Raw genomic sequence first — 25,248 nt, forward strand, 5'->3', positions numbered from 1 at the left:
TTCAAATATGGACTCGATTATATTTTTGAATACCTTTACAAGGCTTATTACAAGCAGAATATAGACCCGTGTAAATTTTTGTCATGTACTGAGCACTTTTGTTACTTTTGTTACCTTCTAATATCGCTTAACACTCATAACCAGCAATTTAAGCAAACAAGGTAAATTATATATTTTGTCACCTTTTTGTAGCCCTTTGTCACCTTTATGTCTACTTTTTGTAACTAATGCAAATCGGAAGTTGGAGTATGTAAAAGGCTCATTTAAGTTATTTATACTATGCACAATCAAAGATTGCTTGTGTTCCTTTTGCCCAAAGCCGCAAAAGGAACCAAAAAGTCTTTGCCGACCACTTACGGTGGTGATCCGTTAACAACTTGCCGTCGGAATAAAATAAGCCGTCCTGTCGGACTCTTTGTATTTTATTCTTACCGACAGCTTCGTTGAACGGATACCTCACCCCCGAAGTAAATGTCGGCTTTGCTTACGCTCGTCAAGCTCTCCGACCTTGGCGGTTGCATGGGGTACCCGATGTGGGAGGAAAGCGTAAAAAACAAAAAGAAATCAAAGTCAAAAGTATTTTTTTGTTTTCGCTTTCAAACACTTATCGGGTCGTGTAAAGAGGCACAGTCTTGATCTTTTGTTTCGTTTTGCATCAAGGCAAAATGAAAGACAAACCTCGATAGAGGTGTGTCAGTAAAAAAAGAGCGTTTTTCACTAACAACTCAACTACTGATTGGCATTGTTTATATATAGATAAAGTATTTCATGCAGAGGTATATAATTACAAGCCCGATAATAAGATAGGTGAAATTTTTTAACCCCTACATACCATATCTGATAAACTCAAGGGAACTTAGGAAACTTCTTAAAATCGGGTTTACGTTTTTCTAAGAAAGCATGCTTACCTTCCTGAGCTTCGTCTGTCAGATAATAAAGAAGTGTTGCATTTCCGGCAAGTTCCTGTATACCTGCCTGACCATCAAGTTCGGCATTTAATCCCATTTTTATCATTCGCAAAGCCATCGGACTGTGTTGCATCATCTCTTGTGCCCATTTTACAGTCTCATCCTCCAGTTGGTCGAAAGGAACCACTGTATTTACCAGACCCATTTCCAAAGCTTCTTTAGCTGAATACTGACGGCAAAGGAACCATATTTCACGCGCCTTTTTTTGCCCCACAATACGAGCCAGATAAGAAGATCCGAATCCAGCATCGAAACTGCCTACCTTAGGACCTGTTTGTCCAAAAATAGCATTGTCGGAAGCAATTGATATATCGCAAATCACTTGTAAAACGTGTCCGCCACCGATAGCAAAGCCGTTTACCATAGCGATAACAGGTTTAGGCATCGAACGGATTTGTTTCTGTACTTCAAGAACTTGTAAGCGTGGTACACCATCTTTTCCGATGTATCCGCCTTTACCTTTTACGTTCTGGTCTCCACCTGCACAAAATGCTTTGTCGCCTGCACCTGTAAGAACTACTACATAAATCTCTTGATTCTCATGACAGATACGTAAGGCATCACTTATCTCCATAGTGGTAGTAGGAGTGAATGCGTTACGATAGCGTGGACGGTTGATGGTAATTCGACCTATCCCTTCAAAATAATCAAATAGAATATCTTCGTATTCTTTGATGGTTTCCCATTGTCTTGTTGTTGACATATATTTTTTGTTTTTAGTTTTATGATGCATTTTATTTGTAGGGGCGAACCTATGTGTCTGTCTCTACTTGTAACTCTTAACTTAATTACTTGTAACTTTTATTCTATGATAATATTCCTGAAAAGCCTTTTTGCTAATCTCCATATTTGTAGATATTTCCAATAAAACCGATTGGTCGGTTTTGGTTTCTGTGAATGCTTTTAGATTATTCTCGAGTTCTTCCCGACTCTCTGCCGATAAATAGTTTAATCCTGCTGCTAAAGCCCAGTTTCTTGCTTGTATATTATGCTCTGCCGATACATATTCCTTTAAAGAAGGTGCTTGATTTAATCCCGGAAGCAGATGAAAAATACCACCACCACCGTTATTGATTAAAAGTATTCGCAGATTTTTGATATGTTGTATATTCCACAAAGCGTTCAGCCCGTAAAAGAAACTAAGATCACCTATAATTAAATAAACAGGCTCTTTATGAACGGATGCAAATCCGACAACAGAGGGTAGAGTACTTTCTATACCATTGACACCTCTATTGCAATATACTTTAATCGATTTATCCAGTTGAAATAACTGTACATTCCTTACTGTAGAACTATTGGCAAGATGGAGAGCCGAGTTTTTTGGTAATGCCTTTAAGAAATCTCCTGTAGCCGATATATCTGAAAAAGGTATATCGTCTGTTGGTTCGGGTATTTGTTGAGAAGCATTCTTCCATAAATCGAAGAATGGCTTTTTTTTATTATCCGATATATCAGCCAATAAGTTAGAAAAGAAATCAAGAGCGTCTGTTTCTACTAAATCAGTCAATGATTGAAATAAGTCTACCACTTTGCCCGACTCCGTCAGATGCCAATGACTCCTAGGTTTATGTTGTCTGATAAAGTGTTTCAATCGTTTTGAAACTATATGTCCACCGAGTGTGATAACCAGATCAGGTGAGAAATTTTCTTTCTGATCTTCGGATATTGCATATAATAATGCGTCGAAATTACTTATAAATAAAGGTGAAACGCTATTCGATAGATTTTCGGTAAAGATTATGCAGTCGGATTTTGTTGCTAAGCTTTCAAGTAATCTGGTTAGTTCAGGACTTTGAAACAGTTGCCCTACAACAATTAAGCGTTTAGGCAATTTGTTCCATTTATCAATAAAAGGAATTATATCAACTGACTTTCGAGGTCTTGCGTAGTCTATCTTTCTCACTTCGGGAAGAGACTCTTCCGAATAATCAAAAAGAGGTTCGTATAAAGGTATATTTATATGTACAGGACCCGAAGCATCGGCTGTGCATGCTATCAATGCTTCATTGATTAAGCGATTGCAATACCATTCGTCTGTTTCGTTATTAATTTCGGGCAATTGAACCGATTTTTTCGATAACGAACCGAATACACCAGTCTGAGGTAAAGTCTGTCCGTCCATTTGTCCGATCCATTCGGGTGAGCGGTCGGCAGAAACCACTATTAAGGGTAATTGTTGATAATACGCCTCACTTACTGCCGGAGCATAGTTTAGTAGTGCAGAGCCCGATGTACAGCAAATAGCAACCGGTTGTTGCAAGGCTTGTATTATTCCTAAAGCATAAAATGCAGCATTTCGCTCGTCCACAATCGTATGGCACTCAAAAAATGCATCCTGAGAAAAGGTTTGCATCAAGGGAGCATTACGCGATCCGGGCGAAAGTGCAATCTGTTTTACGCCATAAGCTTTGAGTAAAGCCACTGTTTGTAATACATTTTTCTTTACTGAGAACATATGCTGTGCTATTCGTTTATTATTGACAATATGGTCTGTAACTTATATTCCGTTTCTTTCCATTCGGATATAAGTTCTGATGAAGGAAGTATTCCTCCTCCTGCAAATAATCTCAGGTTATCTTTGAATATCTGCATACATCTCAAATTTACGAATAAATCTGTTTTGTTATCTACATCCAGATATCCTAAAAAACCGGAGTAATATTTTCGGTCATATCCTTCGTTTTCGATAATAAAATCAAATGCCTCTTTCTTCGGAAAACCGCAAACCGCAGGACTTGGATGAAGCAGGTTTAATAAGTTTCCTATTTTGGAAGAATCATCTATGTGAAAAGTAAATTCACTTTTGAGATGAGCAAGGTTTCCCGACCGAATAGTCTTGGGTTCGCTATAGGTTGATTTGATATCGGCTTTTAGCAATTGTTCCTGCATATATTCAATAACAATTTGCTGTTCGAGACGGTTTTTATTATCCCAAATCACGTTATTATTTATATCAGATGTTTTCTTTGTACCTGCTAATGCATCCGTTGTCCAATTTCCATTTTGTCCCGAAACAAGTATTTCGGGAGAGCATCCAAGCCAAGTTCCCGATTCGGGACTATTACATAGGAAGATAAAATTATCGGGATATTTATTGCATGCATTTTGAAAAGACAGCCCCGCAGAGAATTGCTCATTCCGGCTAATTTCGAATGTGCGGGAAAGTACCAGCTTCTTAAATGCTCCATCAACTAATGCTTCGTGAAACTTAGTATACCCTTTTTGATAATGATCGAATGTAGTCGCTTTTGATTCCTTGTAAAATATAGAAGATTGCGTATTCGTGAAGGATGATTTATATAAAAAATCGAAAATTATGCCTTCCCCTGTTAATACAATATCGGGTTGAATTAATACTATCGGGGTTTCTCTCGATAGTTGAAAAGGGGCAATAACAAACCCTTTTCTGTTATTCAAATCTGACAGACTATCAAAGGTTTCCGACTGGTCGGAGGTCTGTAATACTAAACATATCTCACGTTCGCCCGGTAAACGATAGAGCGAGAAACTAATATTCTTATCGATCAGTAAATCAAAAAAACGATATTTTATATGTTCTCTAAATTCCATGATTAAAAATTAAAACTAAGGTCTCAGACCTTTTTGCTGCTTTGGTAGCAAATGATAAATACAACTTGTTATAATCTAAAAGGATATTTTTTAAGTAACATTAAATATTTAATGCGATGTTTTATCATCATAACAGTCTATGGCTATTATACTTGGAAAGAAAATAGAAAGGTCTGAGACCTTAAATACTTTCATTTACTTATCCTTTGGATTAGTACGATCCGTAAAAACATGCTAAATTAGAGTTTATTCTACTGAAAGTTGTATTTTTTTGCTTAATAAATTATTCCTAAAGATAAATGAGTGCTTAATGTAGGGAAAAGGCGCCGATATTATTATTCTGATTTATGGTAAAATATCGGGAATATAAAAACATGCTATTGATAAATTTATTTTCCTATTTTTGTAATAGAGTAAACTTTATAATTAAAACAATGGAAGCAATTACGGTTAAAGGAAATAATCACGGAGCAAATGTAAGACGCTGGCGAGAATGGAGAAATGTAAAACAGGATGTTCTGGCTGATAGTATAGGCGTATCACAAGCTACACTGTCGAGTTATGAGAAGAAAGACAAACTGGATCAGGAGATCTTGGTGAAAATAGCCAAAGCCTTAGATATTCCTGTGGAAGCTATTACTGAGATAGGAGAAGGCTCTTCTATTAGCATTGTTAATGCTTATGATAATTCTGGTTCTATAAATTATTCTCCAACTTTCAATCCGATTGATAAAATCATTGAACTTTACGATAAACTTCTGGAAACCGAAAGAGAAAAAGTAAAATTGCTTGAAGAAATATTGAATGGGAGAAAGTGAATTTTCAGAATTTCATTGCTTCATAATTACAACTTAGCAAAACCATCCACTACACTTAATAGAAAAAAGCACCTGTTATTAATAATTGCAAGTGCTTTTTTTGATTCTCGAATAGTGTATGATTTATTGGTCTTTAATATGTTTCTCAATAATCTTTTCACAAGCCAATACGATCAGATCATAAGCATAATCAAAATCTTTCTCTTCACCATGAAAAGGATCAGGGATATCCTGACTGATGGAAGGATCAACCTCGCTCATTAATAACTTCAATTTATGATGCCTGTTTTTCGGAGCCATTTCTTGCATAAAATCAAGTATATCCTGCGACATGGCATAAATAATATCAAAATTTTCAAAATCTTCTATAGTTAATAGTCTGCATTTATGGTCGCTAATATCTATATGATGCTTTTCAGCTGTATAAATTGCACGCGAATCAGGAGCTTTGCCAATGTGAAATGCTTTAATAGCAGCACTATCGAGCTCCCAATCGAGTCCATTATTTGTTGATAATTCTCTTAAGACTCCTTCCGCTAGAGGTGAGCGGCAGATATTCCCTTTACACACCATTAATATCTTCATTCCTATGTTTTTAATCTTATTACATTGTAGAGTATCTAAAATCATAGTAAATGTAACATTTTTTTGTATAAGCCGGATAATTGACTAATTTAGATGTACTAATTTAAAACTTTATTTAAATTAGTGTGTTTGGTATTATTAAGACAATTTTATTGAGAAATAGATGGAAATTATTTTAGTTGGCAGTCAGGATGACACCCAAAGGCTGTCGTCGATTATAGACGAAGAGTTGTATTTAAAAGGTTTGCAGATAAATTTTGAAAGTATTTTGTCACAAAATTTTTGTCCGAATACCAATCAGGTTTTTATCCTTGCAGCCCGAAAGGTATCTTTTCAAGCAGCCGTAAATGCCTTGGCATATATAAAAACACATAAACCTTCGGCTTATATTATCTTACTTGCGGAAGATAAAGATATGGAACTAATGAGTGCCGCGTTGGAGTATGGAGTAAATAATTTCTGGGTGCTTACTGTAATCAGCGAAAGTATCAGAGATAAGCTTTTAGATCAGCTTAGAATACTCGATCAGCAGAAAAAAACAAAAAGAATACTCGCTATCGGAGCACATCCCGATGATGTGGAAATTGGCTGTGGAGGAACGATGCTTAAACATATTTCAAAAAATGATGAGGTGTTGATCCTGACTTTAACCAGAGGTGCCATAGGAGGTGATACAGAGAAGCGTTTTCTGGAAGCAAAAGCTGCGTGTGAATTCTTACATGCCCGTTTAATAATCAGTAATCTGGAAGACACATCTGTTTCAGATGGGCCTAAAACCATTCGGGTTATAGAAGAAGTTATTCATAGTTTCCAACCGGATATTATTTATACTCACAGTATAAACGACAACCATCAGGATCATAGGAATGCACATTTGGCAACTATAATAGCTGCCCGGAAGATAGATGAAATATATGCGTATCAGGCACCCTCTACCAATATAAATTTTCATCCTCAGAAATTTGAATCTATTGACAATTTTGTGGATATGAAATTACAGCTTATCGCTTTTCATGAAACCCAGAAAAGCAAAGCTGTTTATTTGAAAGACGACATAATCAAAGCTACTGCCATCTATTGGGGGCGCTATGCAAATTATAAATCGATAGAACCTTTTGAAATTATCAGATCGTAAGTAAGTAATTTAAAATATGGCTGTGAAAATATTAATTACAGGCGCCGGAGGCCCTGCTGCAATTTGTGCTTATAAGGCTTTAAAAGATAAAGGTTACGACTTTTTTATGGCCGATATGGATCCATTGGCAACAGGTCTTTATTTTGTAGAACCGGCTAAAAGATTTGTTATTCCGGGAGGTGTAAAACCTGAATTTAACCAAGCTATTTTGAGGTTATGTGAGGAGCAACAGATAGATATACTTATTCCTACAGTCGATGTGGAATTGATTCCTTTGATGAGAATAAAAGGGGCGTTTGATGCAATAGGCTGTCGCATGGTCAGTTGTAGTGAAGACGTGTTGTACACGATTTTGGATAAGCTCAGACTGATGGAAAAGTGCAGCGGAATAGTTCTCTTACCTGAGTTTCAGTCGTTGGAAGAGTATTTGATAAATCCACAAATCAGCTCAAAGAAACTTGTATTCAAACCTCGTAGTGGCAGCGGTTCGAGAGGAATCATTATTACCTCTTCTCCTGAAAGGAATGTTTTGGAGAAACTCAAGATGGAAAATTATATGGTTCAGGAGTTCATTGGAGGTACGGAATATAGCATCGATCTAATGCTTAATGAAGATGGATCGGTAGCGGCGGCAGTGGTTAGGGAGCGCCTCAAAATAGATTCGGGAGTGGTTATTGCCTCCAGAACTATCAAAAATAAACGAATACAGGATTATTGTATAAAGATAGCTCAAGCCGTAGGTGTTACCTATGGGGTTAACATTCAGGTAATCGTGGATGATTCGGGAAATCCTTATTTACTCGAAATCAACCCGAGATTTTCGGGAGGATTGAGTTTAGTCGTAGAAAGTGGCCCCAATATTCCCGCTATGTGTGTTGAACACGCCCTTTCGGGTAAACCAATACCTTATGTCGATTATAAAGAGTTGGCGATGGTTCGTTATTACGAGGAAATATATATGTCCGGTTCAGAGCTTATCAAGCATAACAAAGTATCCTCTACGGAAGAGGCATAAGTATGAAAACAACAAACCCGGAAGCCTCTTCAGGCCTAATGTAAATTATAGATATGATTACAGCTGTAAAAATTATTTTAACTATTTTCGTACTGTTGGGTGCACTTCCGTTATTTGCGTCTTTGTATCAGTTTATTTTGGTTATTTTTCATTCAAAACTTAATCATTATAAATTGGCAAAACCTATTACGCCTGCCGTAGCGGTGGTGATTCCTTGTTGGAATGAGGCAGGTGTAATAGGAAATACGATAGAACATCTATTGTCTATGGACTATCCGCATGAGTCTTTAAAACTTTATATAGTAGATGATGCAAGTACGGACAACACTTTTGAAATAGTGGGAGAAAAATGTAAATTATATCCTGATAATATACGTTATATAAAGCGGGAAAAAGGTGGTGAAGGCAAGGCTCATACGCTCAATGCAGGAATTAAAGTAATATTGGAAGAGGATTGGGCCGAAGCTATTTTAATAATAGATGCGGATATTCTTTTTGAGGAAACTACTCTAAGGAAAATGACCCGCCATCTTGCAGATCCGAAGGTAGGGGCTGTGATGGCCTATATAAAAGAAGGATCGACATCTAATACTCTGGTTCATAAATTTGTGGCATTTGAATACATTTGTGCACAAGCTGCCAGCCGGCGGGCACAGAATGTATTAGGGGTTACTGCCTGTCTGGCAGGAGGAGCACAGTTGTTAACAAAAGAGAACTTGATAGCTATTGGAGGACGAATAGATACTTCATCTCTGGCCGAAGATACTTTTACTACCTTCAGGACTCAGCTGACAGGGCGAAAAACAATTTTTGACCCTTATGCTATTGTTTGGGCAGAAGAACCCAATTGTTTGGTGGCACTATGGAAGCAGAGGCTGAGGTGGGCAAGAGGTAATCTTCATGTGACCAAAGCTTTTAAACATATATGGCTAAATAAGGAAGTTGGAAACTTGGGTTCTTTTGGCTTTTCTTTCATTTGGTTTACAATTATGCTCATGCCTATATTAATGATATTATCATCTATAGGGCTTACGGGCTTGTTCTTTCTGGATTTCCCTTATTCATGGTTAATATTTAAACAGTTTTGGATATTAAACACTTTTACGGATTTATTTATTATTTTAACCTGTAATTTTTTAGATCCGAAAACGGCAAAACGAACACGACTTGAGGGACTTTTATTTCCGGGTATAATATCCTTGTGCCTGATTATCCTTTCCGTCTATCCTAATCTTCTGGATAGATTACTGGATATAGCGGTTCTTAATTCCAGTGGAAATTATTCTTATTTCGGACTTGATATGAAATCATTCATCGTAGTTTTATTCCTTTATTTATGGGTTTCTTTGTGTATGATTGTGTCTTATCTGGCATATTATACCGAGAAAAAAGGTTGTCCATTTTTTATTTCACGTTCCTTGTTACTCATTGGTGGTTACGGACCTTTTCTTTGTGCTATCACATTTGCTTCTTACATAAAAGAAATAACCAACTCGGATATGAAATGGGATAAAACCCATAAAACAGGGAATTTAAAAACAAACGGTTGATTAAAATGAAAAAAGAAGAACAAAATAGGACAGACGATGATACTAAAAAAGAATTGGCGAGGGAAAGGAAAATATCTTACTATCAGATTCTTTCAATTATAATTCTTTTAATTCTCGGTATTTTATTAGCTGTTTTTTCAGATGATACTGCCTATATAGCAGTATGGATAAGGAAATTGTTTGGCAAGCAGTAACAGTAGAGCTTGTATGAAAAATATATAGGGGTGTATACAATACACCCCTATATATTTTTCATAAAAATACCGGTTATTTCAACTTGTAAGTAAAGCCTAAGCTTACTATATGTAAATTCCAACTATCGACCTTGTCATTCTTGTTGAAATGATTATAGGTGTAGTTAACTCCTAAATACATGTCTTTAGAAATAGGGAATGAGGTATTGAAATTAAACCCGTAGTATTTCTGGTATTGCTTGAGCGTTGTTACAGCCGGAAGGTTTCCAAACTCAGGGATCACGTTGTTGTCACCCATTAGTAAGTTAAGAGCTATAACTGAATCCTCATTGGAATAGTATCTGTATCCCAGAATGAAATCGTTATTAGATATGCCATTGTTAAGATATGTCCATTTAGCAAGGAATAAACTTTTATGCAAGGCATAACTCGCTCCCGTATTTATCATCCAGATATCTTTCTGTCCTGAAAGGGATATATATTTAACCCCGTTTTCGATCTCTAGTTGTTTTATCCCTATGTAATAGTTTGAAAAGGCAGCAGTAAGATTAGGATACCATTTCGTATTCGAGAACGAAAAGGCTGCGTACTGATATGTTTTCTTTTTTTTGGGGGTATAATAAAACTCATTGGCTGATTGCCATCCCGTTTTAGTACTATTGTATGCCATCTGAAGGTTACTGATAAGCGTGTATTGTGCCTTCTTTAGTTTTATGCCTGCCGAAGATTGATTGAGGCTTGTTATGCCGGAGAAGTCTGTATACTGTTGCTGTGCATTAATATATAGATGCGTACTGTCAACTGTTCTTGTTGCAAGATCTTTTCCAATCAAGGACTGTGCTTGAGCTTTAAGGGTTTGATGTGAAGAAAAACAAAACACCTGAACCAATAATAACAGTAGTATGTAGAAGTTTCTCATGTTAGAACTCATTTTGCTTAAAGGATTCTTTCTTAAACCAAAACAGCAATATCTCTACGTTATAATCGTAGTTATTGATTTCTGTTTTTAGCCAGTCAGGTTACTTTGTCTTTTTTATATTTTCTCTATACTCTTTGATTAGAATTTCACTTTGAGAGATACTTTCTTCCAAATTTAAAATAGCTTCATTGATAAGTAGGTAGTCTGTGTTGTTTTTTACTTTCTCATCAATAAGTTCTATTTTTGCCGAGATAGCCGATAGTCCTACCATGCTGAAAGATGAAATGAAATTACTGAAAAAATCAACTTTCGAAGCTATACTTTCTTCTTTACCGCTACTTAGAAAACTCGTAATTTTAGGAAAAGTCTGTTCTAGCATCAAACTCATCATTTTATCTACCATTTCATTATCTGAGCCTCCGTATAATTCTATTAAATCTTTTTCGTTAATACTGATATATTCCATACAAATTGAGATGAGTAAAAATATAAATACCACTACTTCAAAGATATAAATTTATCTTATTACTTGCGTTGTTTATAAGAAATTATTACAATAAAGTCTTATCGGTATACTTTTAATATAAAAAGCAAAGAGTTGATGTGTATATGATCAAAACAAAAAAAGACTTACAAATAATTGTAAGTCTTTTTTGTGGTCCCACCTGGGCTTGAACCAGGGACCCCCTGATTATGAGTCAGATTTTAGCCATTTCATTCTGTTTCAGAATTATTCATTAATGATTGGTATACAGATATTTAAAAACATCTAAAATGTTAATGAACATTAACCGTGGTGCAAGTTATCATTATATTTTGTACACTTGTGGTGCAAATTTTGGTGCAAATTAATTTGCACCACGAGCTATAAAAAACTTCAATTGACAATGCCATGAGTACCTTTTATTCAAAACAACCGACAGCAACATTATTCTTTGACACTCGCAGAATTTTAAAGGATGGGCGGTGTCCTGTTAAACTCGTAATTTATTACAATAAGCAAAAGAAAAGATATAATACGGATTTTTCTCTCTCCTCCGAAGATTGGGATAGGCTAAATTCTGTTCAATTGAAAGATAAAGTATTGAAGAAGTTGAAAACGGATATGGAGGCTTTAAGGGTTAAAGCAACGAAAACTGTAGAATTGTTAGGCGACACGTTTTCTTTTGAAACTTTTGAGATACTGTTCTACGATAAGCAAATAAAACAAAGGGCAGACAAACAGGATGTTTATAGCAGCTTTGAAGTATACATTGGAAAACTGGAAGATGAAAAACGAATTGGCACAGCCAGATCCTATATTGATGCTTTAAAATCGTTACGCTCCTTTTCGCCTAAACTGGAATTTAATAATGTAACCGTAGATTTTCTCAATTCTTATGAACGGCATATGCTAGAGAATGGAAGATCGGTTACAACTATTGGAATTTATCTGCGATCATTAAGAGCTATCATAAACATAGCTAAAGCCGATAAAATAATCAGCGAAGATCAATACCCCTTCGGTATGAAAAGCCATCGCAAATATGAAATTCCTAAAGCAAACAATATCAAAAAAGCATTAGAAGAATCTGCAATTACCAAAATAGTTAAGTACGAACCTTTAACAGAGGAAGAAGCCAAAGCTCGTGATTTATGGCTTTTCAGTTTCTATTGTAACGGAATGAATATGGCTGATATATTTGCTTTGAAATATGAAAATATAGATGGTAATTTTATTTATTTTCATCGTAAGAAAACTATCCGAACCCGAAAAATACAAGAACCTCTCGAAATATTTATATCCGAACCAGTAGCAGCTATAATTAAACGATGGGGAAATAAAGAACGTTTGAATAAAAATCATATATTTGATGTAATAAATAGTACTATGACCCCCGATGATATCTATCATACAACTCATATAACCATCCGTAGTATTAATGCTTATATGAAACGGATAGCTAAACGTTTGGGCATAGAAGCAAAAGTCACAACGTATGTAGCACGCCATTCGTGGGCGACAACACTTTTACGAAATGGGGTATCAACAGCATATATTTCAAAAGGATTCGGGCATGCTTCTTTTGCTACCACAGAGCAATATTTGGGAGGTTTTACGCAAGACCAGAAAAAAGATGTTGCAGAAATACTAACTAAACTCGCAAATGGATGAATTAGCAACATATCGAAAAATACTTTTAAGGAAGAAACTTTCTCGGCTGAACGACTATTTCAATCGGAATAATGAAAATGTAGCTGATAAAAACTTTCTTATTAGGTACGGTTGGAAAATAATTACATTTCTCATAAAAGGCTTTTTGGGCATCTGTCTGTATGGGGAATACCTTTCATGGAAATTTAACGACTTTGCTTTTGATGCTCATTACATGGATTTCCAAATACAGGCAAGAGGATTTACGGCTGATGAAGCGATTAAATTTTTGACCGAACAAGAAATAAAATTGAAAGAATACATATATAGGAATGTTATTACAAAGGAAAAGCAATCAAAAGCAGAGAAATCTTTAGACTACTTATTTACTAAATACAGAGCACAAAAAGAAGAAGAAACAGAAATACCCCATGTTTCAAGAAGACAACCCGAATGGATAACAAGAGTCTGGGAAAATCTATTAGCATATAAATGTGTTCTGTTTGAATATAAAAGTGATTTTGTTTTAATAATGATGGGAGCTACCCCAGTCAATAAACTTATTTGGAGTAAAGGGCTGATAAAATTGGTTCAATTTGTTGAGGAGGGGATTGAAATAGGTAAAATATATCGTCAGGGCTTTGATGGTAAAGATCAATTTATAATGGAATATATTACTTCCAACTTTCGTCCAAATCCCAATATACCGAATCAGAAACTAGAGCATTACACGAGTGAAAGAATAAAAACCGCACAAAATGAATTTCTCAAAATAAAGCCGAAAGATAGGATAAAAGAGTTTTTCGTTTTTGATTAGACCATAGAATTTAGATATACGCAACATCTGAATTTTAAAGAAATATTATCTCAACCAGAGGGTCGCCGATTAGAGTTTAAGGAACAATTGCCTAAAACCTCAGATTTAGCAAAAACAATAGTGGCATTTTCAAATGACGCAGGTGGCGAACTTTTCATAGGTATAAAAGATAATCCTCATGAAGTGGTTGGTTTGTCCGAAGATGATTTGACTTCCATCGAGGAGCAGATAAGTAATATTATTTATACCAAATGTTATCCGACAATAATTCCTGACATAACATTCTTATCCGAAGGAGACAAGCATCTGATACGAGTAACTATATACAGAGGAAATACCCCTCCTTATTATGTGAAGGATTTAGGGAAATTACACGGTACTTTTATACGTGTCGGCTCAACCAATCGTCAAGCGGATGAAAATATTATTGGCGAACTTGAAAGACGAAAACGAAATCTGTCTTTTGATAGTGAGATTGTACTTGATAAACCTTTGAGTGCACTTAAATATGACAGCTTCAAGCAAATATACAAGGATAAGACAAATGAAGATTTAGACCTCCAAGCTCTGAAAAAGCTAGAACTTATAAAAGACGTTGAAGGGGTATTATATCCAACTCAGGCACTTATATTATTTTCGGATGATAATCTACGTAATTCTTTATTCCATTTTGCCAAAATCGAATGTGCACGTTTTAAGGGCACTAAGTCCGAAACGTTTATAGATCAGAAAACTATAAACACAGACATTTCGATGCAAGCCGAAGAAGCCTACAATTTTGTTCTTCGCCATATCAATAAAGGGGCTACAGTTGAAGGCGTTTATACGATATCTCGTTGGGAATATCCGCTTAAAGCCATTAGAGAAGCTATACGAAATGCGGTCGTCCATCGTGATTATTCATTGACAGGGAAAGATATAAAAGTCGCCATCTATGACGATATGATTGAGATTACAAGCCCCGGACTACTTCCTCCATCTATTGACTATTCGGCAATGGAAAGCCGTCAGTCTGATGCAAAGAATAAAATAATAGCACCTGTTTTCAAACGTCTGGGCATTATTGACCAGTGGGGAAATGGGTTAAAGATGATTGCTGACGAATTGAAAGAATATCCCGATATAGAATTTAAGTGGAGAGAAACAGGATTATCGTTTCAGGTTCAGTTTATAAAAAAGGAGTTTATCAAACAGCAAGAGTTACAAAACAAATCATTATATGCGGAAATTCTATTAATACTTACAAACAAGACTTTATCGAGAAAGGAATTATCGGTAGAACTAGGACAGAAACAAGTTTCAGGACAGCTCAATAAAATAATCACAAAACTTATTGATGACAAACTTATTGAGCATACTATCCCTAATAACATAAATCATCCATCTCAAAAATTCCAAATAACAAAAAGAGGAAACACTTTCTTGAAAATTATAGATCAAGAAAAGAAATAATATATTATTTCTCGAATAAATGTCCCCCTATAATGGAAACTTTCTATTATAGGGGGGCTTTTTCTATTAATACTGAGCAAAACACGCAATTTTTCATGCTTCAAATTGTTTATTTTCGGTCGAAACTGAACAATAGTATTCTAAAATCAAATACTATGAATAATATAGGAAATACTACGCTATCTCAGAGTGTAATAATTCGCTGTATTTCATTGCATTACACATATAAATACTTCTAATTCCATAACTTTTTGATTATTAAGATATTTGCTCCATAGAAATTTTTTGTATCACCAAAATTATTTGCTTTATGGAAGAATTGTTTAATAAAAAATCGTTGGAACAGCTCATTAAGAAATGGGTAAGTGATGTTATTGATGAAAAGCTTATACCCAAAGTCTTTCCCTTTCTCAGAGAAAAAGAGAAAGAAGTAAATCCTAAGAAATTAGTCAAGCTGAAAGAAGCCAGTGAATTTACAGGTTTTGAGAAAAAGTACATCTACAACCTCGTAAATCAAAATGCTATTCCGTTTATACGAGTTCGTAAATCATTACGGTTCGACTTGGAGGAACTGGACGCATGGATGAGAGCAGGCAAACCCAAGATTGTCGATCTGGGATTAAGAAAGCTAAAGGAGGATACACAACAATGATTTTACAGTATCCGTTTTTCACTCGTCGGGAGGAGTGGTCTCCCCCCTAGCCGTTGGGCGCTCCCCGACCGATGAATTATTGTGGTGTCCCTTGAAAGGAAATACTCATTGCACTGACCTCAGTTAAAACATCCTGTTCAGTGTGCCGGGTTTCCTGAATCCTGATCCTTTGCCTCTGTCCGAACAGCAGCTATTCGGCTGTATATTTATCCTTTTCTGCTGATTCGGGCAGCAGCTATCCCCCTTAAAGACAGCTCATGGCAAGGTTATGGAAATGTATACATTTCCCACCTTGCTTTGGCTGTCGCCAAAGAGGAAAATTGCTCCCGATGGTCGGCAATTTTATTCGGAGGGTTTATCATGTGAGTATTTTTTTATTAAAAATTGAAGTAATTATTATGTATCAAAATAAATCTAAATCAAATGAATCTTCGGTCAGAAAAAAGACCAAAAAGAAAGTGCTGAGTGCCCGTTTTCTTGAAATAGAATATCAGGCATTAAAGAAAAGAGCCAAAGACGCAGGAGTGACTTTAAGCAAGTTTACACGTGTTGTTTTACTCTCTGGGAAGATTGTTCAGCGAATCAGCAAAAGCGATGCGGAAACGCTTCGTAAGCTCTCAGGGGAAGCCAATAACCTGAACCAACTGGCACGTGCCGCCAATAAGGACGGCTTTACGAATGTCGCTAAAGATCTGGTTAGTTTAAAAGCCGTAATCGTAAACATCATAAATCAACTGTCACATGATTGGAAAAGTTATGAAAAGAGCAGCTTTTAACGGATGTGTCCGTTATGTAATGAATAAAGAGGAAGCCAAGCTTATTGCTGTCGAGGGTGTATTGCTGGGTAGCATTGAAAGCATTGTACAGAGTTTCCATACGCAACGGTTGATGAAACCGAAAATAAAGCATCCTGTAGGTCATATTGCTTTGAGCTATTCGATAGAGGATAAAGACCGCTTAAGTGATGGAGTTATGGTAACACTGGCTAAAGAGTATATGGAAGGTATGAATATAAAAGATACCCAGTATATACTAGTCCGTCATTTTGACAATGGGATTCCCCATGTGCATTTAGTCTATAACCGTATTGACAATAACGGTAAAGTGATAAGCGATAAAAACGACCGTTACCGAAATGAAGCTGTATGTAAAAAACTAAAGGATAAATACGGCTTAACCTATGGTAAGGGCAAAGAGAAAGTCAAACAGCACCGATTGCGAGGGAAGGATAAAACCAAGTATCAGTTATATAGTGCTGTTAAAGGAGCTTTGGATAAGTCTGCCAACTGGAATGACTTTAACAGGCTGTTGAAAGAAAAAGGAATCGCTGTAAATCTCAAATACAAGGGACAGACGAGTGAAGTACAGGGCATATCTTTTACAACAGGTACTGTCAGCTTCAAAGGTTCTGATCTGGATCGCAGTTTCAGCTATTCCAAAATAGACAAACTCTTACAGGAAAGACAACTGAAACAGAAAGCAGAGCAAAGGCAAACAAACCAACCAAGTAGCAGACCGAGTAACGAGCAAACCACTCAGCGAACTATCCAACCATCTCAGGAAGCAGATAACAATAATGCTGCTTTATTGTCTAAGTCCGATTCATGGGGTACTGGCTTTATAGCACATGGGAATGATGCCGAGGAAGATGAGTTCGCCAGACGGATGAGGTATGAACAGGAGAAAATTAATAACAAAACTAATCGTAAAAAGGAAGGAGCAGATAAGTATGAAAACAGAAAATCAGGATTTGAATATGTTTATGGATGGTCTTGAAGGAATACTATCCGAAATAAGAGACGAGCTGTTAAAAATTAATCAGAAGAATAAGGATAGCCCCGAAGCATCTTTGAGCATCGATCTGCTGAATAGGATATCTGATACGATCGGGCAGGCTAAGAAAGCAATAGATGAAGAAGACTTGAAAAAGTTTATTAATGCTGTAATTAGTGTTACGACCCAATTGCAGGAAGAAGCCAATAAAGCATCTGCCGAGTTTCTGAATCAGAAAATAGCGGAACTCAAAGAGCTTGCAAAACAACCGACTATCATTGAAAGAAGATATTCGATTGATTTTAAATCAAGCAGGACTTTTACTGCTATTGTTCTTGTTTCACTCGCTTTATTGTGTTCTTTATTGTGTAATTATAATCAGTATCAAAGTAATAATGAGCTGACGGATGCTGATTGGAAATACCGTTTTGTGAAGATGAACGGTGGTATTTATACGGATGATGTGTTTCATCTGGAGCGTATGTTTGGTTCTCCCGACAGTGTAAAGAAAGTAAAGGGTTTGAAGGGTCAGATCCTTGATTATGAAATGAAGCTGAGGGAGCAGATCGAGAAGCAGGAGCTGATTGACAGGAATATGAGGGAGAATGAGAAACTGGATAGTGAGATTAAAATGCTTAAAGGGCAATGATTGACCAATTAAACCAAAGGCAGCAAAACTGCCTTTGGTTTAAGATGCTGTTCCAATTTTTATGGAGTTGGCATTTTATAAAAATAGAAGTGTGTCCCTTCATTCTCTTCTATTTTACAATAAATAGAGTCTTTCAATATCCAGCACTTTCTTCTGTAACTATAATATTTCGAGAACTGACGTAGAAAGATGATAAACAAGGTTTCATCTTTGGGTTCATAAAAATGGATAGATGCTGAATAGCAGTTATCTTCTTTGTCCATGATAAAGGTTAGGGAGGCATTTTCTTTGTCAAAACTGACTTCCACATAATCCAAGAGATTACCTTTTTCTGTATATCTTATAAGACATACAGGATAGTTGCTGTACTTCTCTTTTATTGCTAAGTGAGAGAGGGGAAGGGCTGAACATGCGTGTTCAATCAAGTATTTGAAATCATTCTTTTTCTGATTCATAAATATCCGCTTTTAAGCCTGATTAGTTAATCAAGCCGATATAAATACTAAAATGAATAGTTTATATCACTGCGGTCTTTATTTGTCAGTTCGTATGGAGTGATAAACCAACAATGGCAGGATGTTATTACAAAGATATGATTTTACTTGAAAAGTTAATTTCTATTTCTCTTTTTTCTATACCTTTATACTCTTAACTTTATAGTTATTAATAAGATTCCGATGAAAAAGTCTATATTACATTTACCGTCAACAAACCAAAGGGATTTGCATTATCTTGTAGAATCTATTTTAAGCCGTGTTAAGCAAACCGAAATGATAATTCTATTTGGTAGCTATGCCCGTAACGATTTTGTTGTATATGATGAAAAATATGAGTTTGGCAAAATACAGTTTTATGTAAGCGATTACGATATATTGGTTGTTACAAGCGGTATATCTGATGGTATTGCAGGTAAAGCACTGGATAATATAGAGGTTCAGTACTACAATCGGGCAAAAGATCCTGACAGGCAACCTCCTGTTCAATTTATTAATATTGATATGAAAAAATTGAGTAAGGAATTAACTGAAGGTCGCTATTTCTATACTCAGATAAAACAAGAAGGTGTAATCTTGTATGATAGTGAGAAGTTTAAGCTTCCTCGTAGACGTAAACTAAACTTTAAAGAGATACAGCAACAGGCACAAGAATATTTCGATGATAAGTTTACAAGAGCAAATAGCTTTTTACGTGATGCGAAATATGCTTACTCTTGTGAAGATTGTAAACAATCCTCATTTTATTTACATCAAGCCTGCGAAAACTATTTTTATACTATACGTTTGGTTTATACTCAGCAGAATAGCAAACAGCATAACTTAACCAAGTTACTAAACTCGGTAAAGAAATATTCTACTGATTTTGTAAAAGTATTTCCACAGGATACTCCAGAAGAAAAACGGCTATTTGAGCTTATCAAAGCTGCTTATGTAAATGGTCGCTACGATCCTGATTTTGTAGTTACAAAAGAGGATATTGATGTTCTTGTTCCGAAAGTGGAATTATTGAGAGATATTACTAAATGTATTTGTGAGGAGAGGATTGTGGAGTATGGGGAGATGATTTAGTGCTGGCACTTAATAGTTAATTAGGCAGAGTTTTGATTATCTAGATTCTTACACAATATTTGGGACACTGTTTGTTTAATCAGTTTTTAGCTATATTTGAAAACAGGATCCAAGTATAAAACCTGAACCCTGAGTTTTTCATTTACACAAATTAGTGGATAGTACCAGTTTCTTCCAAACTCAAACTTTAAATTCTCTAAATACATCTTTATTCAACTCTATAAGCTTTCCATTTTCAACTTTGAAAATTCTATCCATCTTCATTATTATCGATAATTTATGAGATAAAACGATTGTCGTTTTATTCTTCATAAACTCTACAAGCGATTCGTTTATGATTGATTCTAATTCGTTATCTAAAGCACTCGTAGCTTCATCTAAAATTAAGATTTTAGGATTCACTAATAAAGCTCGAGTTATGGCAATCCTCTGTCTCTGTCCACCTGAAAGTGTGACACCATTTTCTCCTACTAAAGAATTAAATCCATCTGGTAATTTCTGAATAAAATCATATGAATTAGATATTTTACTTGCTTTAATAATATCTGAATCAGTAGCATCAGGATTGCCGTATTTTATGTTGTCATTAATTGTCCCGGAGAATAATTTTATTTCTTGCGATACTACACCAAAGAGTCGCCTATAACTCGATAAAGGTATCTCATTTATATTTAGTCCATCGATAGTAATTTGTCCATTCGATAAATGATAAAATCTTAGTAATAATTGCAAAATAGTCGATTTTCCTCCACCGCTTTCCCCTATAATTCCTATTTTATCTCCTCTTCTTATTTCTAAATTCAAGCCATCCAGTACCACTGTAGATTCTCTGGAAGGATAATTAAAACAAACATCATTAAATTTTAGACTACCGTTAAAATCTGCCAACTCATCACCGATAGCTACTTGTGTTATATCTTCGGCAGGTTCATTTAATAATATATTGATGCGTTCTGTAGCTCCTATAGATTTCTGTATTGTGCCAAAAGCAATAGATATAGCTGAATAAGCACTTCCTATAAAAACAGCATTAACAATGAATTCGATTAATTTACCTGTTGTTATGGTAGCAGTTGCGACTAGTTCACTTGCGTACCAAATTATTATTATTATCCCTAATAGCAAAACAAATGAAGCAACACCTTCAATTGCAATTTTGGCTATTGATGTAGATATTGATTTTCTTAAAATATTATCAAGTGCTTTGGAGTATTTTTCTTCTTCTATATGTTCATTATTAAATGTCTTGATTGTTCTCACTAACTGTAAAGATTCTTGAAGAATTACATTGGCAGACGAATAATAATTAAGAGTTTCTCTTGACAGTTTTCTCACCTTCATGGCTAGTTTAAGTGAAAAGTATACAGCAGGAGGAAAAACAAGAATAAGTAAAAAAGTTAATTTGTAATTGATCGAAAATAAATTTACAAAACAAAATATAATAATAAAAGGCTGATAAATAACCGATGCAATTTGTTCAGAAAATATACTCTTTATCAATGCTATATCTGTATTAATTCGACTAAATAGATCCCCGACTAAATTTGTATCATAAAACTTTAGTGGTTGACGAATTAATTTTGAAAATACCTGATTCATAATTCTGAAAGTAGTTTTCTCTGCGAAAATAAAAAAAAGATAATTCTTTATCAGTTTAAAGATACTATTCAGAAGAAATGCTAAGAAGATAGCGAAAGATATGTATTTTAAATTAGAAAAAATACCCGTCGTGTTTTTTGTCGCTCCATCTATCAATTGACCAAACAGATAAGGCAAAGAAACCTGTGTTAAGCTTGTAAGTAATATAAATACGACTCCTAAAATAAAATAACGTTTAAAAGGAGAATAAGCATCTTTAAGAGCAAAAATGTTACTATTTTTAATTGTTTTGAATAAACTCATGATAAGATTTGATTTTTTTTATTCTGTATTTATTAAAAGGATGGGGAGAATTAATATAATACCCTAATTTAGTTTGAGAAATTGGATCATTTACTAATTCTATTTTTCTTAAAGCATTTATAAGGTCTGTACTCGAAAATGTTAAGGAAGAATATTTATCAGCTAAATACTCTTGTTGTCTTAAAATTGTATTGTATAAAAACTTGAAAAATAGCATAAGAAAATCAATAGACAACACAATAAAGACAAATCCTAAAAACAGATTAATACTATTTAATATACAAAATTTGACAACCAGGTACATAAATAAAAGCAAGAGTAAATTACTCAGCATTTTTATTAAGTAAATCATGCTATGTTTACCTATTTCATGCCCTATTTCATGCCCTATAATTGCTATTATTTCTTCTGTATTTAATGTGTTTATTGCTTTACTAGTAACTATTATGTTGTTTTTACCATTTTTCCCCGCTAAAAGGTGTGCATTTATTAACTCATTGTCATAGTATGAAATTACCCCTTCCATCAACATGTGAGGTGATAAATGATTTTCTATTTGACTTTTTAAAGGTTCTGGTAGAGGATATATATTATTATATTTCTTTAATTCATTTTTTCTGTTTTTTTTAATTTTCGAATAAACATCTACTATAATATACAGGATTGCGAATAGCAATAAGGTATACTCTGCACTTATTTTTTCTATTAAAAACAGACTAAATGATAGCCCTATTGATTTAAGTGTTATATCTAATAATAATTTCGTTAAACGAATTTTATTGGTTTGGCTTCGATTATTAATATTTATAATTAAAGGAATTATACTTAAAATCGTAAAGAACAAAAAGCAGATAACGAAGCCATAGACGTAATTAACTTCTCTATTGAGAAAAGGGATGAGTAATACTATATTTAAATATATATACTTAGCTATATCTGTTCGAAATTGAAGGTCTTTATTTGAGTTATATGAGCATATGTTTCTTGAAATAGTTAAATAAAGAATAGATATTATAAATGCAGCGATAATTAAACTATCCATAATATTAAAAAAAAGTGTTTTTGATCTTATTGTTTATTCTTAGGGATTCATCCTGAAACTCAAGGATAGTCAAGATACAATCAAAACTTATATTTAATATGGCAGTTATTTCATCTTTTGAAAACTGATCTTTAAGATAGTTTCCAAAATATCCATTTATATTTTGTTGAAGGCCTATATAGTTTGCACATGATACAACCGTATTATTAGAGTTTTGTCCAAGATATATTAATGATCGAAATACTAAATTTCCTAATAGTAGGTTATACTCTTTTTTGTACAACTGAAGCATAAGTGCCTCTAATAGATTCGTATTATACTTTTCTGAAAATGTAAATTCTTTATTTTTACCAAAATCTGTTCCTATGTTGATTAAGGATGTGTAGGTTTCGATATTTGATTTTAGTAAATCGTAATTCTTAAAACTTGAAATTAGATCAATGTTCTTCACCTTGTAAGATAAAAAGCAATAAGGGAAATCATACCTTTCTTCGCCAATATCACTTTTTAAATATAGTAACCATTCTTTTATAAAAAGACTGGTCGGGCTATTATTGTTATTAAGCATCATATATAATAATATATGAAACTTTGGTATTTGATTCAACTCTTCAAAAACAAGATTATCTACAATTTTTTCGGTCTCGGCAAGAAAGTCCTCGCCAATTATTTGGTCGGAATAGCTGAATGATTTTACTGAATTATATATTATAAGTCTATCTAAAATACTCAATTGATATTCGGTTATAATGGTCGACAACCATTTGTGATAATTATTTAATATTTTGTCCGTCTCCATTTTTTGATTTTATTAGAAATACTGTTGCTATCAGAGCAACCAATGTAACATGGTAATTTTGATTTACATAATCCTTTTGATTTACTCTATGGTTTATACCATGCTGTAGCCTTTTACTTCTTTTTGGTGCAGGAAAAGAACCATCTTTCCTTTGGCTTTTAAATAAGGTTTTACTGGCAATGTCACAAACTTCATTATTTATATTTAAATTGCATAAGTTTATAATATACTCTCCCAGTAGATCCATATCATTTGCTAATATATTCTTTAGGGTAAGTGTTAGTAGGCTATGCTCAATTTCATCATTATTATCTGTAAATATAGGCCGCTCTCCAAAATCACTTAAGTAAAATAAAGAATGAGTCAACGCATATTCTTCACTAATACTAAAATTTATCAAATCGAATTTTGAAGCTAATATGGATGTTTTCGATATATTTTGCATTTTAGCATAGTCTTTTCCATCTTTATTAAGATAGGACGATGCCAAATATAAATTATATTCTAAGTCCATCTTTCTAAAAGGAATTATCTCAGGCGTTATATCCCGAGCTGTTTTATAAGTTCTCTTTATAATAGATTCTAATTTTCGATTATTCTTATAGTTAAGGTAAAATATAATAGAACTTCCATTTATTCTAAAACAGTGGGGATCTATTTGTATTTGCTCATAATATCGAGGATTCAATAAGATTGGTTCTGTAAATTGGCTAATTAATTCAACAATCTCAAAATTCTCTATTGTAAAGTGCCTCCTATTGCGATATGCTAAAAATAAGAACAAATGCAACTCATTAAACATCTTGTTAGTATTGGGGTCATTAATAGCACCATTATCTAACGGACTAAAATACTTTAAACTTTCATAAATCCATTTTAATGCCAATCGCTGACTTTCAATTATATTCATAGTTATAATAATCATATAAGATTAATAAACAATAAGTGGAAAATACCTTTTCCACTTATTGTTGTTAAATTTAAGAATGCTAACTTTTGAATATTAGAAGTTAAAGCTAAAATATTCTCTAGATGAAACACTCTTAATTTGCTTACCACCAAACAAGAAGACCATGATCTTTGCTGATGAATGCTCCAATATCATCACAATCAGAGCAAGCTGTTTCAGACGTGAAGTTTTGTACTTCCTCTGTGAGGGGTGAAAATACTAATTTAGAATCTCCTTGGGTAAATTTTGCAAAGTTCTGCACGCGATTTGAAACCATAATTTTTTTCATTTTGTAAGTGTTATTAATTTAAGACATTCAAATAAATACATTTTAAATTAAAAAAACAGCATACTGTTAATTTTAATTTGATAAAATACATCGTATTACAATGTATTTGCTATATTTGTAAAAAAATAAGATTATGGAAAAAGATTATATCTCTAATTGGATTGTCCAATTCAAAAAATGCGTTCTACCCTTAATCATTTTAGATTTACTTATAGGGAAAGATTGTTATGGCTACTTGTTAATTGTGATGATTAAAGATCACACAGGATTTGATATATCTGAAGGAACAATTTATCCAATACTGAACAGACTCCATACAGAAGGTTTGATCGAATACAAATGGGTAGAACAAAAAACAGGAATCCCTCGAAAATATTATTCCCTGACAGCAGAAGGACAGAATACTCTGGACTTATTAAAGCAACATTGGAATAAAATAAACGCAACTTTCAAAATATAAAATTAATA

General features: G+C 34.2%; 27 protein-coding genes. 15 read left to right on the plus strand and 12 right to left on the minus strand.

All coding sequences use genetic code 11. From position 1 onward, the window contains the following. Nucleotides 1-443: 443 nt before the first annotated feature. Nucleotides 444-620 (plus strand): hypothetical protein, encoded by a 177-nt coding sequence (locus CLV62_RS21790; RefSeq protein WP_170120093.1) that lies wholly within the window; start codon nucleotides 444-446, stop codon nucleotides 618-620. 226 nt (nucleotides 621-846) lie between these two features. Here CLV62_RS21790 and menB read toward each other — a convergent pair whose 3' ends face one another. The 3 genes from menB to CLV62_RS18090 all read right to left on the minus strand — a co-directional run bounded on the left by menB (nucleotide 847) and on the right by CLV62_RS18090 (nucleotide 4,541). Continuing rightward, nucleotides 847-1,671 (minus strand): 1,4-dihydroxy-2-naphthoyl-CoA synthase, encoded by an 825-nt coding sequence (gene menB, locus CLV62_RS18080; protein WP_110312226.1) that lies wholly within the window; start codon nucleotides 1,669-1,671, stop codon nucleotides 847-849. 81 nt (nucleotides 1,672-1,752) lie between these two features. Continuing rightward, nucleotides 1,753-3,426, minus strand: a complete 1,674-nt coding sequence (gene menD / locus CLV62_RS18085) for a 2-succinyl-5-enolpyruvyl-6-hydroxy-3-cyclohexene-1-carboxylic-acid synthase (protein ID WP_110312185.1) — start codon at nucleotides 3,424-3,426, stop codon at nucleotides 1,753-1,755. A gap of 8 nt (nucleotides 3,427-3,434) precedes the next feature. Beyond that, the gene (locus CLV62_RS18090; RefSeq protein ID WP_110312186.1) at nucleotides 3,435-4,541 is read right to left on the minus strand and encodes an isochorismate synthase; all 1,107 of its coding nucleotides are present in this window, start codon (nucleotides 4,539-4,541) and stop codon (nucleotides 3,435-3,437) included. A 434-nt stretch (nucleotides 4,542-4,975) separates the two neighbouring features. Here CLV62_RS18090 and CLV62_RS18095 point away from each other — a divergent pair, with 434 nt between their 5' ends. Then, nucleotides 4,976-5,359: a helix-turn-helix domain-containing protein gene (locus CLV62_RS18095; RefSeq protein WP_110312187.1), complete on the plus strand. Its 384-nt coding sequence runs from the start codon at nucleotides 4,976-4,978 to the stop codon at nucleotides 5,357-5,359. Between the two features lie 123 nt (nucleotides 5,360-5,482). On the opposite strand, the gene CLV62_RS18100 is transcribed toward CLV62_RS18095, so the two are convergent. Further along, complete coding sequence (locus CLV62_RS18100; protein ID WP_170120094.1) at nucleotides 5,483-5,944, minus strand: low molecular weight protein-tyrosine-phosphatase; 462 nt, start codon at nucleotides 5,942-5,944, stop codon at nucleotides 5,483-5,485. 163 nt (nucleotides 5,945-6,107) lie between these two features. Between CLV62_RS18100 and CLV62_RS18105 the strand changes: the two genes are divergently transcribed. Genes CLV62_RS18105 through CLV62_RS18120 form a run of 4 tightly spaced genes read left to right on the plus strand, consistent with a single transcriptional unit; the run spans nucleotide 6,108 to nucleotide 9,838 of the window. Next, a complete protein-coding gene (locus CLV62_RS18105) occupies nucleotides 6,108-7,079 on the plus strand; it encodes a PIG-L deacetylase family protein (protein ID WP_110312189.1) in 972 nt (323 codons plus the stop codon). Between the two features lie 16 nt (nucleotides 7,080-7,095). Further along, nucleotides 7,096-8,094, plus strand: a complete 999-nt coding sequence (locus CLV62_RS18110) for an ATP-grasp domain-containing protein (RefSeq protein WP_110312190.1) — start codon at nucleotides 7,096-7,098, stop codon at nucleotides 8,092-8,094. Nucleotides 8,095-8,147: 53 nt separating this feature from the next. Beyond that, nucleotides 8,148-9,644 carry a glycosyltransferase gene (locus tag CLV62_RS18115; protein WP_110312191.1) on the plus strand — a complete coding sequence of 499 codons (1,497 nt, stop codon included), beginning with the start codon at nucleotides 8,148-8,150 and terminating at the stop codon, nucleotides 9,642-9,644. A 5-nt stretch (nucleotides 9,645-9,649) separates the two neighbouring features. Next, nucleotides 9,650-9,838: a hypothetical protein gene (locus CLV62_RS18120; protein ID WP_110312192.1), complete on the plus strand. Its 189-nt coding sequence runs from the start codon at nucleotides 9,650-9,652 to the stop codon at nucleotides 9,836-9,838. Between the two features lie 73 nt (nucleotides 9,839-9,911). On the opposite strand, the gene CLV62_RS18125 is transcribed toward CLV62_RS18120, so the two are convergent. After that, a complete protein-coding gene (locus CLV62_RS18125) occupies nucleotides 9,912-10,757 on the minus strand; it encodes a hypothetical protein (protein WP_110312193.1) in 846 nt (281 codons plus the stop codon). Nucleotides 10,758-10,857: 100 nt separating this feature from the next. Further along, a complete protein-coding gene (locus tag CLV62_RS18130) occupies nucleotides 10,858-11,223 on the minus strand; it encodes a hypothetical protein (RefSeq protein WP_110312194.1) in 366 nt (121 codons plus the stop codon). Between the two features lie 426 nt (nucleotides 11,224-11,649). Here CLV62_RS18130 and CLV62_RS18135 point away from each other — a divergent pair, with 426 nt between their 5' ends. The 7 genes from CLV62_RS18135 (at nucleotide 11,650) to CLV62_RS18165 (ending at nucleotide 18,234) form a co-directional block, all read left to right on the plus strand. Further along, entirely contained in the window at nucleotides 11,650-12,912 is a 1,263-nt protein-coding gene (locus tag CLV62_RS18135; protein WP_110312195.1) for a site-specific integrase, read from the plus strand. Continuing rightward, the gene (locus CLV62_RS18140) at nucleotides 12,905-13,708 is read left to right on the plus strand and encodes a hypothetical protein (protein ID WP_110312196.1); all 804 of its coding nucleotides are present in this window, start codon (nucleotides 12,905-12,907) and stop codon (nucleotides 13,706-13,708) included. The genes CLV62_RS18135 and CLV62_RS18140 overlap by 8 nt, the downstream gene beginning before the upstream one ends. A 27-nt stretch (nucleotides 13,709-13,735) precedes the next feature. Then, on the plus strand, nucleotides 13,736-15,160 hold the full coding sequence (locus tag CLV62_RS18145) for an RNA-binding domain-containing protein (protein ID WP_110312197.1): 1,425 nt from the start codon (nucleotides 13,736-13,738) through the stop codon (nucleotides 15,158-15,160). Nucleotides 15,161-15,470: 310 nt separating this feature from the next. Then, the gene (locus tag CLV62_RS18150) at nucleotides 15,471-15,812 is read left to right on the plus strand and encodes a helix-turn-helix transcriptional regulator (RefSeq protein WP_110312198.1); all 342 of its coding nucleotides are present in this window, start codon (nucleotides 15,471-15,473) and stop codon (nucleotides 15,810-15,812) included. 398 nt (nucleotides 15,813-16,210) lie between these two features. Then, nucleotides 16,211-16,588: a plasmid mobilization protein gene (locus CLV62_RS18155; RefSeq protein ID WP_110312227.1), complete on the plus strand. Its 378-nt coding sequence runs from the start codon at nucleotides 16,211-16,213 to the stop codon at nucleotides 16,586-16,588. Further along, nucleotides 16,554-17,588 (plus strand): relaxase/mobilization nuclease domain-containing protein, encoded by a 1,035-nt coding sequence (locus tag CLV62_RS18160; protein WP_110312199.1) that lies wholly within the window; start codon nucleotides 16,554-16,556, stop codon nucleotides 17,586-17,588. The genes CLV62_RS18155 and CLV62_RS18160 overlap by 35 nt, the downstream gene beginning before the upstream one ends. Then, nucleotides 17,542-18,234 carry a hypothetical protein gene (locus CLV62_RS18165; protein WP_110312200.1) on the plus strand — a complete coding sequence of 231 codons (693 nt, stop codon included), beginning with the start codon at nucleotides 17,542-17,544 and terminating at the stop codon, nucleotides 18,232-18,234. Before CLV62_RS18160 ends, CLV62_RS18165 begins: the two co-directional genes overlap by 47 nt. Nucleotides 18,235-18,293: 59 nt before the next feature. Here CLV62_RS18165 and CLV62_RS18170 read toward each other — a convergent pair whose 3' ends face one another. Next, nucleotides 18,294-18,689 carry a hypothetical protein gene (locus tag CLV62_RS18170; protein WP_110312201.1) on the minus strand — a complete coding sequence of 132 codons (396 nt, stop codon included), beginning with the start codon at nucleotides 18,687-18,689 and terminating at the stop codon, nucleotides 18,294-18,296. Nucleotides 18,690-18,911: 222 nt separating this feature from the next. Between CLV62_RS18170 and CLV62_RS18175 the strand changes: the two genes are divergently transcribed. Continuing rightward, nucleotides 18,912-19,799: a HEPN domain-containing protein gene (locus CLV62_RS18175; protein WP_110312202.1), complete on the plus strand. Its 888-nt coding sequence runs from the start codon at nucleotides 18,912-18,914 to the stop codon at nucleotides 19,797-19,799. 180 nt (nucleotides 19,800-19,979) lie between these two features. Here CLV62_RS18175 and CLV62_RS18180 read toward each other — a convergent pair whose 3' ends face one another. The 5 genes from CLV62_RS18180 to CLV62_RS21795 all read right to left on the minus strand — a co-directional run bounded on the left by CLV62_RS18180 (nucleotide 19,980) and on the right by CLV62_RS21795 (nucleotide 24,768). After that, nucleotides 19,980-21,701, minus strand: coding sequence for an ABC transporter ATP-binding protein (locus CLV62_RS18180; protein ID WP_110312203.1), 1,722 nt, complete (start codon nucleotides 21,699-21,701; stop codon nucleotides 19,980-19,982). Further along, nucleotides 21,679-22,743, minus strand: a complete 1,065-nt coding sequence (locus CLV62_RS18185; RefSeq protein WP_110312204.1) for a M48 family metallopeptidase — start codon at nucleotides 22,741-22,743, stop codon at nucleotides 21,679-21,681. Before CLV62_RS18185 ends, CLV62_RS18180 begins: the two co-directional genes overlap by 23 nt. A 4-nt stretch (nucleotides 22,744-22,747) precedes the next feature. After that, complete coding sequence (locus tag CLV62_RS18190; protein WP_110312205.1) at nucleotides 22,748-23,542, minus strand: hypothetical protein; 795 nt, start codon at nucleotides 23,540-23,542, stop codon at nucleotides 22,748-22,750. After that, nucleotides 23,517-24,452, minus strand: coding sequence for a DUF6895 family protein (locus CLV62_RS18195; RefSeq protein ID WP_110312206.1), 936 nt, complete (start codon nucleotides 24,450-24,452; stop codon nucleotides 23,517-23,519). Before CLV62_RS18195 ends, CLV62_RS18190 begins: the two co-directional genes overlap by 26 nt. Before the next feature lie 142 nt (nucleotides 24,453-24,594). After that, on the minus strand, nucleotides 24,595-24,768 hold the full coding sequence (locus tag CLV62_RS21795; RefSeq protein WP_170120095.1) for a hypothetical protein: 174 nt from the start codon (nucleotides 24,766-24,768) through the stop codon (nucleotides 24,595-24,597). A 145-nt stretch (nucleotides 24,769-24,913) separates the two neighbouring features. On the opposite strand from CLV62_RS21795, the gene CLV62_RS18205 reads away from it, so the two are divergent. After that, a complete protein-coding gene (locus CLV62_RS18205; protein ID WP_110312208.1) occupies nucleotides 24,914-25,240 on the plus strand; it encodes a PadR family transcriptional regulator in 327 nt (108 codons plus the stop codon). Nucleotides 25,241-25,248 lie beyond the last annotated feature (8 nt).

This window comes from Indolivaga alginatilytica (assembly GCF_003201355.1).
Lineage (GTDB): Bacteria > Bacteroidota > Bacteroidia > Bacteroidales > Dysgonomonadaceae > Dysgonomonas_A > Dysgonomonas_A alginatilytica.

Bases quoted from the DNA above. Each gene is read 5' to 3' on its own strand.
- CLV62_RS18180 (WP_110312203.1), bottom strand. From the start codon at position 21,701: ATGAGTTTATTCAAAACAATTAAAAATAGTAACATTTTTGCTCTTAAA.
- CLV62_RS18130 (WP_110312194.1), bottom strand. From the start codon at position 11,223: ATGGAATATATCAGTATTAACGAAAAAGATTTAATAGAATTATACGGA.
- CLV62_RS18155 (WP_110312227.1), top strand. From the start codon at position 16,211: ATGTATCAAAATAAATCTAAATCAAATGAATCTTCGGTCAGAAAAAAG.
- CLV62_RS18135 (WP_110312195.1), top strand. From the start codon at position 11,650: ATGAGTACCTTTTATTCAAAACAACCGACAGCAACATTATTCTTTGAC.
- menD (WP_110312185.1), bottom strand. From the start codon at position 3,426: ATGTTCTCAGTAAAGAAAAATGTATTACAAACAGTGGCTTTACTCAAA.
- CLV62_RS18120 (WP_110312192.1), top strand. From the start codon at position 9,650: ATGAAAAAAGAAGAACAAAATAGGACAGACGATGATACTAAAAAAGAA.
- CLV62_RS18105 (WP_110312189.1), top strand. From the start codon at position 6,108: ATGGAAATTATTTTAGTTGGCAGTCAGGATGACACCCAAAGGCTGTCG.
- CLV62_RS18165 (WP_110312200.1), top strand. From the start codon at position 17,542: ATGAAAACAGAAAATCAGGATTTGAATATGTTTATGGATGGTCTTGAA.
- CLV62_RS18150 (WP_110312198.1), top strand. From the start codon at position 15,471: ATGGAAGAATTGTTTAATAAAAAATCGTTGGAACAGCTCATTAAGAAA.
- CLV62_RS18140 (WP_110312196.1), top strand. From the start codon at position 12,905: ATGGATGAATTAGCAACATATCGAAAAATACTTTTAAGGAAGAAACTT.
- CLV62_RS18100 (WP_170120094.1), bottom strand. From the start codon at position 5,944: ATGAAGATATTAATGGTGTGTAAAGGGAATATCTGCCGCTCACCTCTA.
- CLV62_RS18160 (WP_110312199.1), top strand. From the start codon at position 16,554: ATGATTGGAAAAGTTATGAAAAGAGCAGCTTTTAACGGATGTGTCCGT.
- CLV62_RS18190 (WP_110312205.1), bottom strand. From the start codon at position 23,542: ATGGAGACGGACAAAATATTAAATAATTATCACAAATGGTTGTCGACC.
- CLV62_RS18095 (WP_110312187.1), top strand. From the start codon at position 4,976: ATGGAAGCAATTACGGTTAAAGGAAATAATCACGGAGCAAATGTAAGA.
- CLV62_RS18175 (WP_110312202.1), top strand. From the start codon at position 18,912: ATGAAAAAGTCTATATTACATTTACCGTCAACAAACCAAAGGGATTTG.
- menB (WP_110312226.1), bottom strand. From the start codon at position 1,671: ATGTCAACAACAAGACAATGGGAAACCATCAAAGAATACGAAGATATT.
- CLV62_RS18090 (WP_110312186.1), bottom strand. From the start codon at position 4,541: ATGGAATTTAGAGAACATATAAAATATCGTTTTTTTGATTTACTGATC.
- CLV62_RS18110 (WP_110312190.1), top strand. From the start codon at position 7,096: ATGGCTGTGAAAATATTAATTACAGGCGCCGGAGGCCCTGCTGCAATT.
- CLV62_RS18115 (WP_110312191.1), top strand. From the start codon at position 8,148: ATGATTACAGCTGTAAAAATTATTTTAACTATTTTCGTACTGTTGGGT.
- CLV62_RS21795 (WP_170120095.1), bottom strand. From the start codon at position 24,768: ATGGTTTCAAATCGCGTGCAGAACTTTGCAAAATTTACCCAAGGAGAT.
- CLV62_RS18205 (WP_110312208.1), top strand. From the start codon at position 24,914: ATGGAAAAAGATTATATCTCTAATTGGATTGTCCAATTCAAAAAATGC.
- CLV62_RS18195 (WP_110312206.1), bottom strand. From the start codon at position 24,452: ATGAATATAATTGAAAGTCAGCGATTGGCATTAAAATGGATTTATGAA.
- CLV62_RS18185 (WP_110312204.1), bottom strand. From the start codon at position 22,743: ATGGATAGTTTAATTATCGCTGCATTTATAATATCTATTCTTTATTTA.
- CLV62_RS18125 (WP_110312193.1), bottom strand. From the start codon at position 10,757: ATGAGAAACTTCTACATACTACTGTTATTATTGGTTCAGGTGTTTTGT.
- CLV62_RS18170 (WP_110312201.1), bottom strand. From the start codon at position 18,689: ATGAATCAGAAAAAGAATGATTTCAAATACTTGATTGAACACGCATGT.